The 15,574-nt window shown below is 63.2% G+C and carries 19 protein-coding genes; 16 read left to right on the top strand and 3 right to left on the bottom strand.

The genetic code is table 11. From position 1 onward, the window contains the following. Positions 1-13 precede the first annotated feature (13 nt). Entirely contained in the window at positions 14-1,648 is a 1,635-nt protein-coding gene (locus tag FGM15_00505; GenBank protein ID MBU3664347.1) for a tetratricopeptide repeat protein, read from the bottom strand. Between the two features lie 109 nt (positions 1,649-1,757). Between FGM15_00505 and FGM15_00500 the strand changes: the two genes are divergently transcribed. From FGM15_00500 to FGM15_00485, 4 genes are all read left to right on the top strand, one after another. After that, positions 1,758-2,618 carry a hypothetical protein gene (locus FGM15_00500; GenBank protein MBU3664346.1) on the top strand — a complete coding sequence of 287 codons (861 nt, stop codon included), beginning with the start codon at positions 1,758-1,760 and terminating at the stop codon, positions 2,616-2,618. Positions 2,619-2,690: 72 nt separating this feature from the next. After that, a complete protein-coding gene (locus FGM15_00495; GenBank protein MBU3664345.1) occupies positions 2,691-3,302 on the top strand; it encodes a LemA family protein in 612 nt (203 codons plus the stop codon). 13 nt (positions 3,303-3,315) lie between these two features. Beyond that, on the top strand, positions 3,316-4,080 hold the full coding sequence (locus FGM15_00490) for a TPM domain-containing protein (protein MBU3664344.1): 765 nt from the start codon (positions 3,316-3,318) through the stop codon (positions 4,078-4,080). Position 4,081: 1 nt separating this feature from the next. Continuing rightward, the gene (locus FGM15_00485; GenBank protein ID MBU3664343.1) at positions 4,082-4,522 is read left to right on the top strand and encodes a hypothetical protein; all 441 of its coding nucleotides are present in this window, start codon (positions 4,082-4,084) and stop codon (positions 4,520-4,522) included. Positions 4,523-4,529: 7 nt separating this feature from the next. On the opposite strand, the gene FGM15_00480 is transcribed toward FGM15_00485, so the two are convergent. Beyond that, positions 4,530-5,342 carry a hypothetical protein gene (locus tag FGM15_00480; protein ID MBU3664342.1) on the bottom strand — a complete coding sequence of 271 codons (813 nt, stop codon included), beginning with the start codon at positions 5,340-5,342 and terminating at the stop codon, positions 4,530-4,532. A 211-nt stretch (positions 5,343-5,553) separates the two neighbouring features. On the opposite strand from FGM15_00480, the gene FGM15_00475 reads away from it, so the two are divergent. From FGM15_00475 to FGM15_00420, 12 genes are all read left to right on the top strand, one after another. Beyond that, positions 5,554-6,090 carry a MotA/TolQ/ExbB proton channel family protein gene (locus tag FGM15_00475; protein ID MBU3664341.1) on the top strand — a complete coding sequence of 179 codons (537 nt, stop codon included), beginning with the start codon at positions 5,554-5,556 and terminating at the stop codon, positions 6,088-6,090. 5 nt (positions 6,091-6,095) lie between these two features. Continuing rightward, positions 6,096-6,512, top strand: coding sequence for a biopolymer transporter ExbD (locus FGM15_00470; protein ID MBU3664340.1), 417 nt, complete (start codon positions 6,096-6,098; stop codon positions 6,510-6,512). Between the two features lie 4 nt (positions 6,513-6,516). Further along, positions 6,517-7,467, top strand: a complete 951-nt coding sequence (locus FGM15_00465) for a TonB C-terminal domain-containing protein (protein ID MBU3664339.1) — start codon at positions 6,517-6,519, stop codon at positions 7,465-7,467. A gap of 95 nt (positions 7,468-7,562) precedes the next feature. Continuing rightward, a complete protein-coding gene (gap, locus tag FGM15_00460) occupies positions 7,563-8,609 on the top strand; it encodes a type I glyceraldehyde-3-phosphate dehydrogenase (protein MBU3664338.1) in 1,047 nt (348 codons plus the stop codon). A 58-nt stretch (positions 8,610-8,667) separates the two neighbouring features. Beyond that, complete coding sequence (gene pgk / locus FGM15_00455; GenBank protein MBU3664337.1) at positions 8,668-9,912, top strand: phosphoglycerate kinase; 1,245 nt, start codon at positions 8,668-8,670, stop codon at positions 9,910-9,912. 25 nt (positions 9,913-9,937) lie between these two features. Then, positions 9,938-11,536 carry an HDIG domain-containing protein gene (locus tag FGM15_00450; protein ID MBU3664336.1) on the top strand — a complete coding sequence of 533 codons (1,599 nt, stop codon included), beginning with the start codon at positions 9,938-9,940 and terminating at the stop codon, positions 11,534-11,536. A gap of 123 nt (positions 11,537-11,659) precedes the next feature. Further along, positions 11,660-12,112 carry an rRNA maturation RNase YbeY gene (ybeY, locus tag FGM15_00445; protein ID MBU3664335.1) on the top strand — a complete coding sequence of 151 codons (453 nt, stop codon included), beginning with the start codon at positions 11,660-11,662 and terminating at the stop codon, positions 12,110-12,112. A 10-nt stretch (positions 12,113-12,122) separates the two neighbouring features. Beyond that, positions 12,123-12,722, top strand: a complete 600-nt coding sequence (locus tag FGM15_00440; GenBank protein MBU3664334.1) for a hypothetical protein — start codon at positions 12,123-12,125, stop codon at positions 12,720-12,722. Then, a complete protein-coding gene (clpS, locus tag FGM15_00435) occupies positions 12,719-13,009 on the top strand; it encodes an ATP-dependent Clp protease adapter ClpS (GenBank protein MBU3664333.1) in 291 nt (96 codons plus the stop codon). Before FGM15_00440 ends, clpS begins: the two co-directional genes overlap by 4 nt. Before the next feature lie 3 nt (positions 13,010-13,012). Further along, entirely contained in the window at positions 13,013-13,492 is a 480-nt protein-coding gene (locus FGM15_00430; protein ID MBU3664332.1) for a DUF2017 family protein, read from the top strand. A gap of 7 nt (positions 13,493-13,499) precedes the next feature. After that, on the top strand, positions 13,500-14,036 hold the full coding sequence (recO, locus tag FGM15_00425; GenBank protein MBU3664331.1) for a DNA repair protein RecO: 537 nt from the start codon (positions 13,500-13,502) through the stop codon (positions 14,034-14,036). A gap of 38 nt (positions 14,037-14,074) precedes the next feature. Beyond that, the gene (locus FGM15_00420; GenBank protein MBU3664330.1) at positions 14,075-14,788 is read left to right on the top strand and encodes a tetratricopeptide repeat protein; all 714 of its coding nucleotides are present in this window, start codon (positions 14,075-14,077) and stop codon (positions 14,786-14,788) included. Here FGM15_00420 and FGM15_00415 read toward each other — a convergent pair. Beyond that, a complete protein-coding gene (locus FGM15_00415) occupies positions 14,783-15,535 on the bottom strand; it encodes a methyltransferase domain-containing protein (protein MBU3664329.1) in 753 nt (250 codons plus the stop codon). The two genes, FGM15_00420 and FGM15_00415, sit on opposite strands and share 6 nt — an antisense overlap. Between the last annotated feature and the right edge of the window lie 39 nt (positions 15,536-15,574).

The raw sequence follows: 15,574 nt of genomic DNA, 5'->3' as shown, positions 1-15,574 counted from the left end.
TAAAGTCCGGCCGTCAGTGCGTTTCGACGGGCTGCATCAGCGCGGAAAGCTCCTCCGCTGCCTCGCGGTTGCCGGGCTCCAGTCTGACGAGGACGCCCAAGGCTTCGATCACGCCCTGCTTGTTGCCGCATTGCGCTTCCATCCGGGCGAGATTGGCCGCCGAGCCGGGTGTCGCGCGCAGCGCCAGCGACCGGCGCATGAGCGCCACAGCCTCCTGCCGCCGCCCGAGTTTCCACACGATGACCGCAAGATCGTTGTGCGCTTCGGCGCTGTCCGGTCTCCGCGCGATGACTTGCCTCATCAACGGTTCCGCCTCCGCGGTGCGTCCGCGGTCGTCGAGCGCCGACGCGTAATTGTGCATCGCTTTCCAGCTCTCCGGGTTGACCGCCAGTGTGTCGGCAAAAAGTTTCAGGTCCTCCGACCACAGCGGGAGTCTCCACGCGCTGAGGAAGCCGAGCATCACGGCGCAGGCGACGACAGCAGCATCGATCCAGCGGCGGTTGGTTTGAACGAGGATCATCGATGCGGCGAGCGCCGGTCCGAGCATCGCGAAATAGGCGTAGCGATCGGCTACTGTGCTAACGACTTGGAAATTGAAAGGAACGAGACCCAGCGTGGGGAGCAGCGCGGCGGCGAAAATCCCGAAGGGAACCAGATAGACGCGCAGGGGCTTGAATGCGGCGAGCGCGGCAACCACGGCGCACGGCACGATCCAGATCCACCATAGCAAACCGGATGCCATCATGCTGTCGGGCGAGCGCCCATAGTCGGCCGCCAAGGCAGCGGGCCACAACGCTTTCCCGATATAGAAAGTCAGCGCGTCCGCCGCGACCAAAGGCCTGACCCACACGGGGACAAGTCCTGCGGCGAGTTCGGCGGCCCACTGCGCGCTGCTTGTGATGAGAACCCACGCGGCGCCAATGGCAAGCCAGGGCCCAAGCGCCGTGGCGATTTTGCGCCAAGGCCACGTGAAGGGTGCGACGGCGAGAATCCCGGCGACCAAAGGCAGCGATACCCCGGCCGGCTTGGCGGCCAGCGAGGCAACGAAAAGCAGTGTTGCTACGCCCCAGCGCGCGGGCGTGAGACGTTCCGCGCCGAAAAGAACCGCGAGCGAGGCGAGTCCGAGGCATCCTCCCAGCACGTCGCGCAGTCCCGAGACCCACGCCACGGGTTCCACTTGGAGCGGGTGCAGGGCGAAAATCGCCGCGCCGACCGCCGCGGCGAGGTCCGCGCGCCCACCGGTCGCGCGCGGGAAGAAGCGGACGGCAGTTCGTCGCAGGAAGACGAAGACCAGCACTGCCGAAACGGAGTGTGCCGCAACATTCGCCCCGTGGAACCACGCAGCGTTAATCGGACCCGATACAATCGGAATCCCGTCCCACCACCTTGATGCCGCCGCCATCGCCGCCCACACGGAGTAGGTAAGCGGGATGTAAAGCTGCTGCCAAGGCCCCGACCAGAGCGCCCGGATCCCGGACCATGAAAGCTGCGCCACGTGCGGGTTGGCGTGGACGTGGATGTCGTCGTCCCAGAAAGGAAAAAACGGGAATCGCACTGCCGGAAGAAAAAGAGCCAGCGCGACCATTGCCACCGCCAGCCCCCAAGCCCATGCGGGCACCGTTGGGCGTCTCGACTCCATGACCCCCATTCATCGCACAAAGGACGCCCCCGGATCCACACTTGGAAAATCGGCTTCCCCAAGGCGGGGCTTTCGCTTTCAAATACGACTTCACTCCAAACTCATAAATTTTGACGAAATGAAACCTTCTTCCCCGCTCGCCCTTATACTTTCCATCGCATCAGTCGTCGGCGTGTTGATTCTGTTGCTGCTTTACTTCGGGCAGCGCAGTGCTGCCCGCGAACTTCGCGCCATGGTCCTGAGCGATCGCGCCAACGCGGCCCTTAGTGCCAATGCGGGCGCGGACGCCGAGACCATGCTTGCTGAAGTTTACGAACTCAAGCCGTCCACCCCGAACCTCTGGCGCCGTCGCGCCATCGCCCGCATGATGGCCGGCCAGAATTTCGAAGCTATCACCGCTGCGCGCGAACAACTCAAAGCGAATCCCGGGGACACGGGGATGTCCGCGCTTTTGGGTGCGGCGCAGATCCTGACCAAGGACTACGATGGTGCCGACCAGACTTTGACTGCAGCGCTTCAGCTCGCGCCGAACCAGCGAGATCTGGTGCAAAATCTTTCCGAGCTGCGGCGGTTGCAAAAACGTCCGGCCGATGCCGCCAAGCTCATCGACCAATATCTGGCGCAAAATCCCGGTGATGGCTTCTTCCAATACAAGCGCGCCATGGCCGATGTGGCCGGCGACCTTCCCGCGCAGCGCCGCAAAGAAATCGCCGAAGCCATCGCCGCCGGCAACGGCACCGCTGGAATTTACGTGGTCGGTGCCGCGATCGATTTCCGCGACGGCAAGCCCGATGCCGCCCGGCAGAAACTCGAGATGGCCAATCAGCGTTCGAGTGCGCAGGACATGCGCACGATGCTCGAGGACGAGTTTTTCCGCGATCACATCCAGTTCAACGCTCCCGGTGCGGCCGCCGGCCAATCCGCCGCGCCTGCGCGCTCTCCCGCGGCGTCACCGTCGCCCGCAGCCTCGCCGAGGTAATTCGCACCCGGCGCGGTCCCGCGCAATTTCTCCTCGCCGCAGGCAGGCACACCCGCCATACAGGGCGAAGCTATGAAAAACCTCCGGCTTCTCACTTTGGTTTTGGCCTTCGTGCCGATCCTGCTCACCGGCTGCGGATACAATCGCCTCGTCGGCTTGCGCCAGCAGACCGACAGCAGCTGGGCCGACGTGGAAAACGTCTATCAGCGGCGCGCGGACCTCGTGCCGAATCTCGTCAAAACGGTCGAAGGCGCGGCAAACTTTGAAAAATCGACGCTTACCGATGTTATTCAGGCGAGGCAGCAGGTGACGAATGTCAAAATCGATCCGAACAGCCCGCCGGCCACGCCCGAGGCCATGGCCGCTTTCCAGCAGACGCAGGATGCGCTTTCCGGCGCGCTCTCCCGTCTGCTCGTCACGGTCGAGCGCTACCCCGAACTGAAGGCCAACGCGAATTTCCAGAATCTTCAGGTGCAGCTCGAGGGCACGGAGAACCGCATCGCGGTCGAACGCCGAAAGTTCAACGAGTCGGTGCAGCAATACAACACGGCCATCAAACAGTTTCCGACGATCGTTTACGCCGGTTTCCTCGGGTTCAAAGAGCGTCCGTATTTCGCCGCGCGCGCCGGGGCAGACCAAGCGCCCGATGTGAATTTCAACTTCGGCGGACCGCCGGGGTCCTGACCTGCGCAAAGTCGTGCGCGCTCGCGTTCTCAGCGCGTTGTTCCTGGTCGCCGCGGTGCTGTCTGCGCCGGCGCGCCAGACGCCGCTTCCGCCGCCGCCCGCGGACTACGTGCTCGACCGCGCGGGGGTGTTCAGCCCCTCGCAAAAAGCGGCGCTGGCGGCCGAGTTGGCGCAGTTCGAGCGCGAAACATCGAACCAGCTTTGGGTCTGCGTCCTGCCGGAGGTCCCGGAGGACTTTGCGATGGAGGATTTCACCCAGCGCACAGCCGAGGCGTGGGGTGTCGGGCGCAAGGGCCGGGACAACGGGATCGTGCTTTTTGTTTTTCCCCAGTCGCGCCAGATGCGTGTCGAGGTGGGCTACGGGCTCGAAGGTGCCGTGCCCGATGCCCTCGCCAACGGGATCATCAACGCCGAAATGGTTCCGTCCTTCCGCGCGGGCGACATGGCCGGCGGGATTTTGCGCGGTGCGGGCGCGCTCATGGCGGCAGCGCGAGGCGAATACCGGGGCAGCGGGCGCACCGCAGCCGAGGAGCAGCAAACTGAGGCGGACCCCGCAGCGTCGCTGGTTTTTTGGATCATTCTGATCATCATCCTTATCATCGTCGTGCGTCGCAGCCACAGTCACGGCGGGACGGTTTATTCGCCGCGTGGACGTCGTGACGTCTTTTTCCCGGGAAATTTCGGTGGTGGCGGCTTCGGCGGTGGAGGTGGGTTCGGGGGAGGATCGATCGGAGGAGGCGGCGGTTTCGGCGGCGGGGGAGCCAGCGGGAGGTGGTGAAATGAACGCGCGCGAATTTCTTTCCACGATCGACGAGGACGCCGTGCTCGAGGCGGTGAGGCGCGCCGAGCAGCGGACCTCCGGCGAGGTGCGTGTGTTTGTCTCGCGCCGGCGTTTGCGGTGGCGCGAAGCCAAACAATGTGCGCTGCGTGAATTCCGCAGGCTGGACATGGATTGCACGCGGGAGCGTAACGCGGTGCTGATTTATCTGGTGCCGTCCGACCGCGCATTCGCTGTCATCGGCGACGACGCGGTTCATGCGAAATGCGGGCAGTCGTTCTGGGATGAAACCGCCAAAGCCATGGAGGCGGACTTTGCGGCGGGGCGGTTCACCGAAGGTCTTGTCGCAGGCATCCGGCGTGCCGCCGATCTGCTCGCGGAGCATTTTCCGCGTGGCCACGGCGACCGCAACGAGTTGCCGGATGCTTTGGCTGGGGATTGAGCTGCGCTTATTCCCGCGTGCTGGCGGAGCCTGATTCGAGCATTTTCTCGAAGAGTGCATTCAATGCCGCGGCCGGCAGCTCGAGCGGTTGCGATCCTTCGTCCGGTTGCCATGCGGCCTCGGGGAGCCATTCGGCGAAATTGATTTTTTCCACCTGCAGATCGATCGCGTAGCCCGTGCTTTCGATGGCCACACGCACCGGACGGTAATCGGGCGCAATCCATGCGCGCGCGGTGAAATCGGGAGCCCTGATGGCATTGCGCACGTCCGGCAAAAGCGCAAATTGCAACATGCGCAGCGAGGAGCCTTCTTCGATGCCGAGATCTTTCACGTCGAAAACGAGCGGAAGGAAAGCGAGCATTTTGGTGTCGAGAGCCAGCGGCACGAGCGGCGGCGAAACGGGGTTTGCTTCGCTTTTCCGTCCGCCATCAAGTCCTGCCGAGGCAGCCAGCGCACCCATCGTCTCCGCGGGAACGGCCCAAAGTTCCGTGCCGTTGCGACAGGCGGTGAGGACGGCTCCGTTGGCTGCAACATCGACCCTGAGGCGGTCGGGTGCCTGCACCGCGAGACGGAAGCGCGCGCCCTTGGCCGGAACCAGCGGACCGGTGGCGTCGGTCACTAGGCATTCCGCAACCATTGCGCCGGACGGCTTCCCGTTGTCGCCGAAAACGGCTGCGGAAATCGGGGCGATCGCTTTGGCGAAAACATCGTAAGCGGTGCCTTCCGCGGCCGGGGCCCCGTGACATGGTCCCGCCAAAAGAACCCCCGCGAGAATCTTGCACGCGGCGCGTGCCGTTCTACACTGCGGTGCGAAGCGCATGGACTTTCTCTTCGTTCCGAAATTCGTCGCCGCAGACGGACTGTTTTTCGCCTTCCAGGAGTCCACGGTCGCGGGCCACGCGGTCGTTGTCGCGCTTTTCCTCGCTTCGATTTTCAGCTGGTCGGTCATCATCACGAAATTCCGCATGATCCGGTTTGCCCGCAAGCAAACCCAGAGATTTTTCTCCGTCTTCCGCAAGGACCGCCAGCCGCTGCGTCTTTACGAGACGGGCATTTCTTTCGAAGGTTCGCCGGCCTTCGAGGTTTACCGTGCGGGCTGTGCGGAACTGGCCCTGCAGATGCTCGGTTCGCCCGAGGTCGATGACACATTCGCGGCACGCGTCGAGGTGGCGGACAAAATCACGCCGGCGCAGATGCGCGCGGTGAGCGTGGCGATGGAACGCGCGGTGGGCGAAGCCGGTCTGCGGATGGAATCACAGATGATCATTCTCGCCACGGCGGTGAGCGGATCGCCCTTCCTCGGCTTGCTCGGAACGGTGTGGGGCGTGATGGACGCCTTTGCCGGCATCGCCGTCGCCGGAACGCCGAACCTCGCGGCGATGGCGCCCGGCGTGGCCGGAGCCCTCGTCACAACGGTGATCGGACTGCTCGTGGCGATTCCGGCCATGTTCGGTTACAACTTCCTCATCACCAGCCTGCGCGCCCTCATCGTGCAGACCGACAATTTCGCGGCCGAGCTTTCCTCCGAGTTCGAGCACCGCTTCGTCAACTTCAACCGCGGGGGCTGAGGGACATGCGTCGCTATTCGGACAAGCAGGCGCTCTCCACCTTGTCGGAGATCAATATCACGCCCCTGCTCGACCTCGCCTTCGTGCTGCTGATCATCTTCATGATCACCACGCCGCTGCTGGAGAACAGCATGGATCTCGTGGTGCCGACGAGCGGCGAGGCGGACAAGCCGGTCGATACCCAGAAGGTGCAGACCGTATCGATCGACAGGAACGATGTGCTCAAGCTGAACATGAATGCGGTCACGCCCACCGCTCTCGAGCAGCAACTCATCGCCTTGCGCGCCAAAGATCCGCAGGTCGCCGTGGTGGTGCGCGCGCACAAGGATTTGCCCGTGCAGAAGTTCATCGGCGTAATGGATGTCATTTCGCGCGCCGGCATCATGAAGGTGGGGGTTATGACACGCCCCTCGGAAGACTGACGCCATGGGCGACCCCCGCTTCCGGCGCACGGTGTTCGCCGTGGCGATGCTGCATGCGCTCGTCATCGGCACCCTCGTCTGGTGGAGCACGCGGGAGATCAAAGTCCGGCAGGGCAAGGCGGAAATAAGCTGGTTCAATCCGGCCCAATTTTCCGCGCCGGATTTCCTGCCCGAGGCGGACGAAGAGGAAGCGGAAGAAACAAAGGAAGAAGCAAAACCGGCGCCGTCGGCGACTCCGGAACTCACGGCTCCTCCCGGAAAGAGCGATATCACGCTTCCAACGCCCACACCCACGCCGACCCCTACACCTACACCGACGCCTACCCCGACACCCAAAGCGACGCCGAAGCCGAGTCCGAAGCCAACCCCGAAACCAAGCCCCAAGCCGTCGCCGAAACCCTCTCCAAAGCCGACTCCTAAGGCCACGCCCAAAGCCAGTCCGAAGCCCTCGCCCAAACCTTCACCGAAGGCTTCGCCCGGTGCCTCGCCAAAATCTTCGCCGAGTCCTTCACCCAAAGCCTCGCCCGGCACAGGTGCATCGGACGCTCCGCCCGGCGAGGTTCGTAAGGCGGAAGCCTCAGGTTTATCGGGCTCGCGGACTGCCGGTGCAACGGCCGGAGGTTCCTCCGGCGGGGGAACCGGCGCGGGCGGAGCCGGTGGAGGCACGGCCAACTTCGGCACCTATCACGAGCATATCCATGACCGCTTTTTCAGCGTTTGGGACCAGCCGACCAGCATTGCCAGCTCCGCCCAATTCACTACCGGCCTGCGCATCCGCATCGAAGCGGATGGGCGCATCTCCAGCTTTAAAGTGGTCCGTTCGTCTGGAAACGTGGTTATGGATGAAAGTGTTCTGGCCGCTGCAGCCAAAGTGCAAAAGATCAACAGCCCGCCCGGCGCACTTCTATCATCTGGCGGCGCTTACGAAGTGACTATTAATTTTGAGCTTGAGTGAACTCATGTTGCAGTCACGTTCCTTTCTTGACCTGTCTGCACAGCTTTCTTTCAATGGCGGATCTCCTCGGGCATCAACACACAGACACATAAAAAATGACTAAAATTGGTATCAATGGGTTCGGGCGCATCGGGCGTCTGGTCTTCCGCGCCATCGCGGAACAGGGCTTGCTCGGCAAAGATTTCCAAGTTGTCGCGGTCAATGACCTCGTCCCCGCCGACAACCTTGCCTACCTCCTCAAATACGATTCCACACAGGGGGCGTTCAAGGGCACGGTCTCGAGTGAGAAATCTTCGGCTGCCGCCGCGGAGGACGACGTCCTTGTGGTGAACGGTCAGAAAATCAAATGCCTCGCCGTCAAAGAGGGTCCGGCGGCGCTCCCGTGGAAAGATCTCGGGGTGGACGTTGTTCTCGAGTGCACGGGTCTTTTCACCGATGCCGAAAAAGCCAAGGGTCACCTGGCGGCCGGGGCCAAAAAAGTCATCATCTCCGCGCCCGCCAAAGGCGAAGACATCACGGTTGTCCTCGGGGTCAACGACGACAAATACGACGCGGCCAAGCATAACATCATTTCCAACGCGAGCTGCACGACCAACTGCCTTGCGCCGGTTGTTTACGTCCTTCTCAAGGAAGGCTTCGGCATCGAAGAAGGTCTCATGACCACGGTGCACAGCTACACCGCGACGCAAAAGACCGTCGATGGTCCGTCCAAGAAAGACTGGAAAGGCGGGCGTGCCGCGGCGATCAACATCATCCCCTCGACCACGGGTGCGGCCAAGGCCGTCGGCCTCGCCATCCCCGAGATCAAGGGCAAGCTGACCGGCATGTCTTTCCGCGTGCCGACACCCACCGTGTCGGTGGTCGACCTCACGGTCAAAACTGTCAAGGAGACCAGCTACAAAGAAATCTGCGCGGCTATGAAAAAAGCCAGCGAGACCTACCTCAAGGGCATCCTCGCTTACACCGACGACGAAGTGGTCTCTTCCGACTTCATCCACAACACGGCCTCGAGCATTTTCGACGCCGGCTCGGGCATCGAGCTCAACAGCCGCTTCTTCAAGCTCGTGAGCTGGTATGACAACGAGTGGGGCTACAGCAACCGCTGCGTGGACCTGCTCAAGAAAGTCGCGGCCAAACTCTAAAAGACCAACTTCACCGCGGCGCCCGGGGCAACCCGGGCGCCGTTTCCATCCCCAAGCCATGGCCAAATTCAAAACTCTTCGCGACCTCGATTTCGCCGGCAAGCGGGCGCTCGTCCGCGTGGACTTCAACGTGCCGCAGGACAAGGCATCCGGCGCCATCACCAACAACCAGCGCATTGTCGCCGCGCTGCCGACCATCCAGCATGTGCTCGATCACGGCGGCTCCGTCGTGCTGATGAGCCATCTCGGGCGCCCCAATGGCCGGAAAGTGGAAAAATTCACCCTCAAGCTCGTCGCGGCGGAATTGGAAAAACTGCTCGGACGCCCTGTCAAATTCGTTCCCGAGTGCTCGGGCTCCGTGGCGGAGGCAGCGTGCGCGAACCTGAAACCCGGCGAGGTCGTGCTCCTCGAGAATTTGCGCTTCCACATCGAAGAGGAAGGCAAGGCGAAGAAGGATGACGGCACATCGGTGAAAGCTGACCCCGCCAATGTCACGGCGTTCCGTGCCAGCCTGAGCAAGCTCGGCGATGTTTACGTGAACGATGCTTTCGGCACGGCGCACCGCGCGCACTCGTCGATGGTCGGTGTCGATCTCCCGCAGAAAGCCGCCGGCTTTTTGATGGAAAAGGAACTCAACGCTTTCGCCGCGGTGCTCGAGCATCCGAAGCGTCCGCTGCTTGCCATTCTCGGCGGTGCGAAGATCGCGGACAAAATTCCCCTCATCACCAACCTCATCGAAAAAGCCGATGAGATCATCATCGGCGGCGGCATGGCTTACACGTTCAAGAAGGTCCTCGACGGCATGGAAATCGGCGGAAGTCTTTTCGATGCCGAGGGCGCCAAGATTGTCGGTGATCTCGCGGCAAAGGCGAAGGCACGCAACGTGAAGCTGATCTTCCCCGTGGATTACGTCTGCGCCGACAGTTTTTCGGCCGACGCCAAAACGCAGCCTGCCGATGACGCTTCGGGGATTCCCGCCGGATGGGAAGGGCTCGACGCCGGTCCGAAATCCATCGCGCTTTACCGCGAGGCGATCCTGCGCGCCAAAACAATCATCTGGAACGGGCCTCCGGGAGTTTTCGAGTTCGACAAGTTTTCGGGCGCGACCAAGGCCATGGCCGAGGCGGTGGCGGAAGCCACGGCCAAGGGCGCGACAACGGTCGTGGGCGGGGGAGACACCGCGACGGCGGCGAAAAAATTCGGCGTGGCCGACAAGGTCAGCCATTGCTCCACCGGCGGCGGGGCCAGCCTCGAATTCCTCGAGGGCAAAGAGTTGCCCGGCGTTGCCGCGCTCGGGGGCTGAAAGCACCTCGCGGCTTGCGCGCAGCATGCCGCGGACTCGTATGCTCAAATTCCTTCATCGGCAGCAGTTGGTCAAAAAAGGCCTCGCCTGCGGAAAGTCGCGGCGGAAAGTCGAAAATAGTCCGCTGCGCGAGGCATTGGCCTGCGGTTGGCTGCCGCGGGTGGTCGTTTTCGTCGCCTTCGCCGTCGGACTCGGATTTCTCATCTTCAGCGGCGGAGCGCAGGAGGAGCCGCTCAAGAAATTCCTCATCTGCCTGCTGGTTTTCGCCATCTCCATCGCGCAGCTCTGGATCAACCATCCGCAGGCGTTCTACCGCAACTCGAGCCTCGCCCTCATTTATTTCATCCTTCTGCTGCAGCTCGGCACGATCAAGGGGCTTCTCGTGCTCGCCGACACGGGACGCATCGACCTGCAGCTCGTGCCGATGCTCATTCCCTACGCCTTCGCTCCGCTCGTGTTTTCCGTTCTGCTCGGGCGTCACCTCGGGCTCTTCGGCGCGATGGTCGTCAGCCTCTGGGGCGCGTTTCTCATGCCGGTCATCGACACGGTGTTCCTCGTCATTTCGCTGATCTCCGGCGCCGTCGCCGTTCTTTGCACCTTGCAAGTTCGCCGCCGGGGCCAGCTTGTCCGCGCCGGGCTCTACGTCGGCCTTTCCGTCTGGCTGCTCGCCGCGATCTTCGGCCAGATCGGTCCGGCCATCATCACCGCGCCGCAACTCACCGACTGGGCCATGGTCGGATGGCAAACGCTGGCCGCTTTCGGGGTCGGCGTGGGCACGGCGGTGCTTGTGAGCGGGATTCTCCCGGTGCTCGAGCACATCTTCGGCATCACGACGGACATCTCGTGGCTCGAGTCGGCCGACCTCAACCATCCTCTGCTCAAGCGCATGACGCTCGAGGCGCCCGGCACTTACCACCACAGCCTCGCGGTGGCCAATCTCGCGGAAGCGGGAGCGGAGGCCATCGGCGCCAACCCGACGATGTGCCGCGTGTGCTCGTATTTCCACGACATCGGCAAGCTCGTGAAGCCGGAATATTTCACGGAGAATATGGCGCCGGGCGAAAATCCCCACGACGATCTCGCGCCTTCGATGAGTTCGCTCATCATCATCTCGCACGTCAAAGAGGGCGTGGATCTGGCACTCAAGCACCAGCTCAACGACCGTGTGGTCGATGTCATCCGCGAGCATCACGGCAATTCGCTGGTGCGATTCTTCCACGACCGAGCCCTCAAGCAGGCGGAGGACGCCCGCCTCGGTGGGAAAATCATGAACCTGCGTGCCGAGGACGTGCCGGCGGTGCGTGAGGAGAACTTCCGTTATCCGGGCCCGAATCCGCAAACGCGCGAAAGCGGCATCGTCTGCCTCGCCGACGCGGTGGAAAGCGCTTCGCGTGCGCTCAAACATCCCACGCCCCAACGGGTGGAAGATCTGGTCGATGAGGTGATCGAGCGGAAAATGGACGAAGGGCTGCTCGACGAGTGTCCGCTCACGCTTGATGACATCCGCAAGCTCGGGGCCAGCTTCCGCTTCACTCTCCTCAACATGATGCACAGCCGCATCGCCTACCCGCAGGACGACGAGGCGCCGGTGAAGTCCGACGCCCAACGCAAGGCGACAGCGTGAAAGATCGTGCTCCGGCGGGATCTCTCCTTGTGCTCTGCGTGGGCCGGTTCGGTTGAGCCACTGGACACCCATCCGGCCTCCTCTGTTCTTGGCAGAAGCTCTGCCCGCCCTTAAGGAAAGTTTGTGGCTGCGCAACCCGTCCTTGTCTGGTCGAACCGCCAGCGGACGGTTCCGGCACGTCAACTGCGCCTCGCACGCGTCAGCCGTGCGTTGCAAAACGCGCTACCCTTGATTCTCGATGCGGCGCGCAAGGGATCCGTGCTCGCGAGGTTGCCGGAAGTTTGGTTCGTCATCGTCTCGGATGCACGCATCACGGATTTGCACGACCGTTTCCTCGGTGACCCTTCGCCTACCGATGTCATTACGTTCCAGCATGGCGAGATCGCTTTGAGCGCGGAGACTGCCCGTCGCGAGGCGCGGGCGAGGGGACTGGGCGTCCCGGAGGAAATCGCCCGCTACGCTGTTCATGGTCTCCTGCATCTCGCGGGCTGGGACGACGGCACACCATCGTCAGCATCCTCGATGCGAGCCACGCAGGAGAAAATTTTGCGACGCGCATGCCGCGGCGTGTGCTAACTTGCGGGGCATGTCCCACACCGTTCCCGCCGATCAGACTGCCGCGGAGCTATCCGCCTGGTGGCGCCTGATCGAACTGTGTCTTCCGCTGCACGACACCTGCGGTGCGCTCACCTTTCGGCCGTCCGGTGCCGAAACCATCGGTTCGGACTGGGACGAGTGGCTGGTGGGTGTTTATTTTCCGGTCTTGAGTCCGGCTTTCGAGCAGCTTCTGGCTGCCGCCTGCGCGCAGGATCTGCAGGCCGTGCGCGCCGCCGATACCGATCTGGGCAAATCGCTCGCGCCCGCGTGCGCGCGGTCGAGCCTCGGCGTCGGACGCCGTGTGCTTTCCGACTGCCTGCCGCCCCAAGGCGCCAAGTTGCTGGAAAATCTGCGGCTCTGGGCGGAGCAAGACACGACGGCCGGACACGCCGCCACCGTTTTCGCTGTGCGGGGCCAGGTTTTCCATCTTCCCGGCGTGCAGCTGGCGGCCGCTTTTCTCCTCGCTGAATGCGTCCTCGGTGCGGAGGCCGCCGGTGTCACGCTCCCGGCCGCGCGTGCCGCCGAACTGGTGCGAGGCGGCTTGGCCGGATCGCGGCGCGATGCCGCGGTGCAGCTCATGGCCGTATGACGGGGACCGCGGTTCTCACGGAAGTCGAGACGCGGGATGAAGATGCCGTGGCTCCGCCGTGGAATGTCGTGGTCCACAACGACCCTGTGAATCTCATGTCCTACGTCACGATGGTCTTCCAGCGCGTGCTCGGGTTTCCACGTGACAAAGCCACGCGCCATATGCTCGAGGTGCACCACAAGGGGCGGTCGCTGGTCTGGACGGGCGAACGCGAAAGAGCCGAAGCGATCGTCGAGCAGCTTCACGGATATCTCCTGCTTGCCACGCTCGAGCAGGCCGAGGTTTGACCCATGCGCTTCCTGCGGACCGACACAGGCGTTGTGGAGTTGCGCGAAATGCACCCTTTTTTCGCCGGCCTTGTCGCCGAACTCCCCCGGGTGGCCGCGCGCCATGAAAAGGCGCAGTCCCGCCTTTATCCCGATCCCGCGGGAGACGGCGCCGACCAAGAGTTGCGCCGCGATTGGGAGGAGCATGTGCGGCCGGGCTTGGAAAAACTTTTTGCCGCGAGCCGCGAGATCGTGGCCGGCGATGTCGCGTCCATGCGTCCGGATCAGGAGGACAACCGGCTTGTCATTCCGCGCGACCATATCGACGCATGGCTCAACGCTCTCAACCAGGCCCGTCTCGCCATCGTCGAGGAAAACGGATTCGTCGAGGCCGACCTGGACCACCGCGAGCCCCCGGATCTTGGCACGCCGCGCGGGCTGTTGCTTCTGAAGGTCCATTTTTACGCGCATCTGCAGGAGCTGCTTGTGGAAGCGATCGGCTGAGCGAGTCATGCAGTCCGCCGAATCGACGCACGCGATTCTCCTGCGCAGGGTGCGTTTCGGGGAGACGAGTTTCGTCCTTGTCTGGCTGTCGGCGGACCACGGGAAAATACGCACGGCCGCACGCGGCACCGGCCGCCGCGACAGCAAACTGCGCGGCCGCATTGATCTCTTTTACCGCGCGGAGATCCAGTTCGCCCCGGGGCGCAAATCCGATCTTCATTCGCTGCGCGAGGTCAGGCTGATCGAAACATGGGAAGGCTTGCGCGAGTCGTATGCCCGCCTCCTTGCGGCCTCTTATTTCGCGGAGCTGTGTGACCTGCTCTCGGAGCCGGGCCATGCGACCCACGGTCTGTTCGATCTGCTCTCGCGGGCTCTGGCGCATCTGTGCATGCATGATCCGACGCGGAGGGCGGTCGAGCACTTCGAATCCGAGGTCTGTCGCGTGCTCGGTTTCGGCCATGCCAACAACGCGCTGGGTGCGATCGAGTCCCATGCCGGACGTGTGCCTTCCACCCGCCGCCGGCTCTTTGGCTGTTTTTCGTAAAGCGGCTCGGGGGATTGCCGTCCCTTCGCGGCGCATATATGCTCGTTGTCATGGCCCGGACGCTCCCCTCGGATGACGTCGCGGCGGGTCGCGGGGAAAAAGCCTCGTCTTTGGAGGTTTCCGGCGATGCCGCTTCCGCGCGCGGGGACCGCAAAGAAGCGCTTTCGTGCTGGTCCGAGGCTTTGGAGATCTTCACGGACCAAGCTGCTCGCGATTCGGCAGCGCGGGTCGCCTTGAAGCTGGCGATGACAGAGGAGACTCTCGGGGAGTCCGCCTCCGCTTGCACACACTACCGGCAGGCCGCTGATTCATACGCGCAGGCGGGAGAAGCCCGACGTGTTCCCATGTGCCTGAACAATCTGGCCATGCTGCGCAAAATATCGGGTGACTTGGAAGAAGCGGCATCGCTCCTCGAAGAGGCTTTGGAATTGGCCGCGAATTGCCACGGGCAGCTTCATGCCGAGACCGCCCTCATCGCAAGCAACCTTGGCGCGGTTCTGTGCGAGCGGGGGGATCTTCTCGGTGCCGAGCAACGCCATATGCAGGCTCTGGGCATCCGTGAGCAGCTCTTCGGCCCCACGCACCCGGACGTCGGGCTGACTCTCGGGCACCTTGCTGTCATACACCAAGTGCGCGGTGACGACGAGCGTGCCCGCTCCTTTTACTCGTCGGCTCTGGCAATACTCGATGAATTTCCCGGTTTGCACGAAGCCGAGCGCGCCGTGCTCCGCGAAAATCTCGAGGAACTATGAAACGTCTCGCCGGCGCGGCGGCTTTTGCCGGAGTTTGACGGTCACCCATTTGCCTCGCCGGGTTGTTTGCTCCTCGGCGAGACCGAGTGCGACGAAGGCAGCGACGGTTTCCTGTTCTTGGGCCCGCAGAATTCCCGAAAGCACAAGGCAGCCGCCGGGTGCGACGGTGCGCGCGATCCGCGGCGCGGCGGCGCGGAGGATTTCGCTGAACACGTTGGCCACCACGACCGGATGACGGGTGCGGCCCGGATTCCACTTAAGAAGGTCCGCAGCCTCGACGGTCACGCGCGTGCAGCGATTGCGGTGCACGTTGGCCTGTGCGGCCCGCACAGCGCGCGGATCGTGGTCGAAAGCCTCGACGCGCGCGGCGCCGAGCTTCTCCGCGGCGATGGCGAGAATGCCGGACCCCGTCCCGATATCCAGCATGGTCCATCCGCAACCGAGCGATGCTGCCTCGTGCCTCAAAAATCTTAGGCACGCGGATGTTGTGGCGTGCTCGCCCGTGCCGAAGGCCATGGCCCCGCCGATGCGAAGCAGGATGTGGGGCTTCGGCAGCGTGGAGGGCCAGATCCCATGCGTGTCCATCACAGCGAGATCCCCCGCCAGTCGCAGAGGCTTGCGCGGGGCGCCCGCCCGCGTTGCAATCCTTATAACGTCGATTTTGTCGACGGCTCCCCCGAAATCCCGTTTTGCCTTCCGTAGTGGTGCAGCATCTGCGGAATAAACCTCGAACCGGATCGTTTTCATTCCGGGACGTCCGGTGACGGCGATATTTTCCGGCCCCAA

It is taken from the genome of Chthoniobacterales bacterium (genome assembly GCA_018883245.1).
Classification (GTDB): Bacteria; Verrucomicrobiota; Verrucomicrobiia; order Chthoniobacterales; family JACTMZ01; genus JACTMZ01.
This window is presented reverse-complemented; position numbering and strand designations above follow the sequence as displayed.

Bases quoted from the DNA above. Each gene is read 5' to 3' on its own strand.
- FGM15_00505 (MBU3664347.1), bottom strand. From the start codon at position 1,648: ATGGGGGTCATGGAGTCGAGACGCCCAACGGTGCCCGCATGGGCTTGG.
- FGM15_00500 (MBU3664346.1), top strand. From the start codon at position 1,758: ATGAAACCTTCTTCCCCGCTCGCCCTTATACTTTCCATCGCATCAGTC.
- FGM15_00495 (MBU3664345.1), top strand. From the start codon at position 2,691: ATGAAAAACCTCCGGCTTCTCACTTTGGTTTTGGCCTTCGTGCCGATC.
- FGM15_00485 (MBU3664343.1), top strand. From the start codon at position 4,082: ATGAACGCGCGCGAATTTCTTTCCACGATCGACGAGGACGCCGTGCTC.
- FGM15_00480 (MBU3664342.1), bottom strand. From the start codon at position 5,342: ATGCGCTTCGCACCGCAGTGTAGAACGGCACGCGCCGCGTGCAAGATT.
- FGM15_00470 (MBU3664340.1), top strand. From the start codon at position 6,096: ATGCGTCGCTATTCGGACAAGCAGGCGCTCTCCACCTTGTCGGAGATC.
- FGM15_00465 (MBU3664339.1), top strand. From the start codon at position 6,517: ATGGGCGACCCCCGCTTCCGGCGCACGGTGTTCGCCGTGGCGATGCTG.
- gap (MBU3664338.1), top strand. From the start codon at position 7,563: ATGACTAAAATTGGTATCAATGGGTTCGGGCGCATCGGGCGTCTGGTC.
- pgk (MBU3664337.1), top strand. From the start codon at position 8,668: ATGGCCAAATTCAAAACTCTTCGCGACCTCGATTTCGCCGGCAAGCGG.
- FGM15_00450 (MBU3664336.1), top strand. From the start codon at position 9,938: ATGCCGCGGACTCGTATGCTCAAATTCCTTCATCGGCAGCAGTTGGTC.
- FGM15_00440 (MBU3664334.1), top strand. From the start codon at position 12,123: ATGTCCCACACCGTTCCCGCCGATCAGACTGCCGCGGAGCTATCCGCC.
- clpS (MBU3664333.1), top strand. From the start codon at position 12,719: ATGACGGGGACCGCGGTTCTCACGGAAGTCGAGACGCGGGATGAAGAT.
- FGM15_00430 (MBU3664332.1), top strand. From the start codon at position 13,013: ATGCGCTTCCTGCGGACCGACACAGGCGTTGTGGAGTTGCGCGAAATG.
- recO (MBU3664331.1), top strand. From the start codon at position 13,500: ATGCAGTCCGCCGAATCGACGCACGCGATTCTCCTGCGCAGGGTGCGT.
- FGM15_00420 (MBU3664330.1), top strand. From the start codon at position 14,075: ATGCTCGTTGTCATGGCCCGGACGCTCCCCTCGGATGACGTCGCGGCG.
- FGM15_00415 (MBU3664329.1), bottom strand. From the start codon at position 15,535: ATGAAAACGATCCGGTTCGAGGTTTATTCCGCAGATGCTGCACCACTA.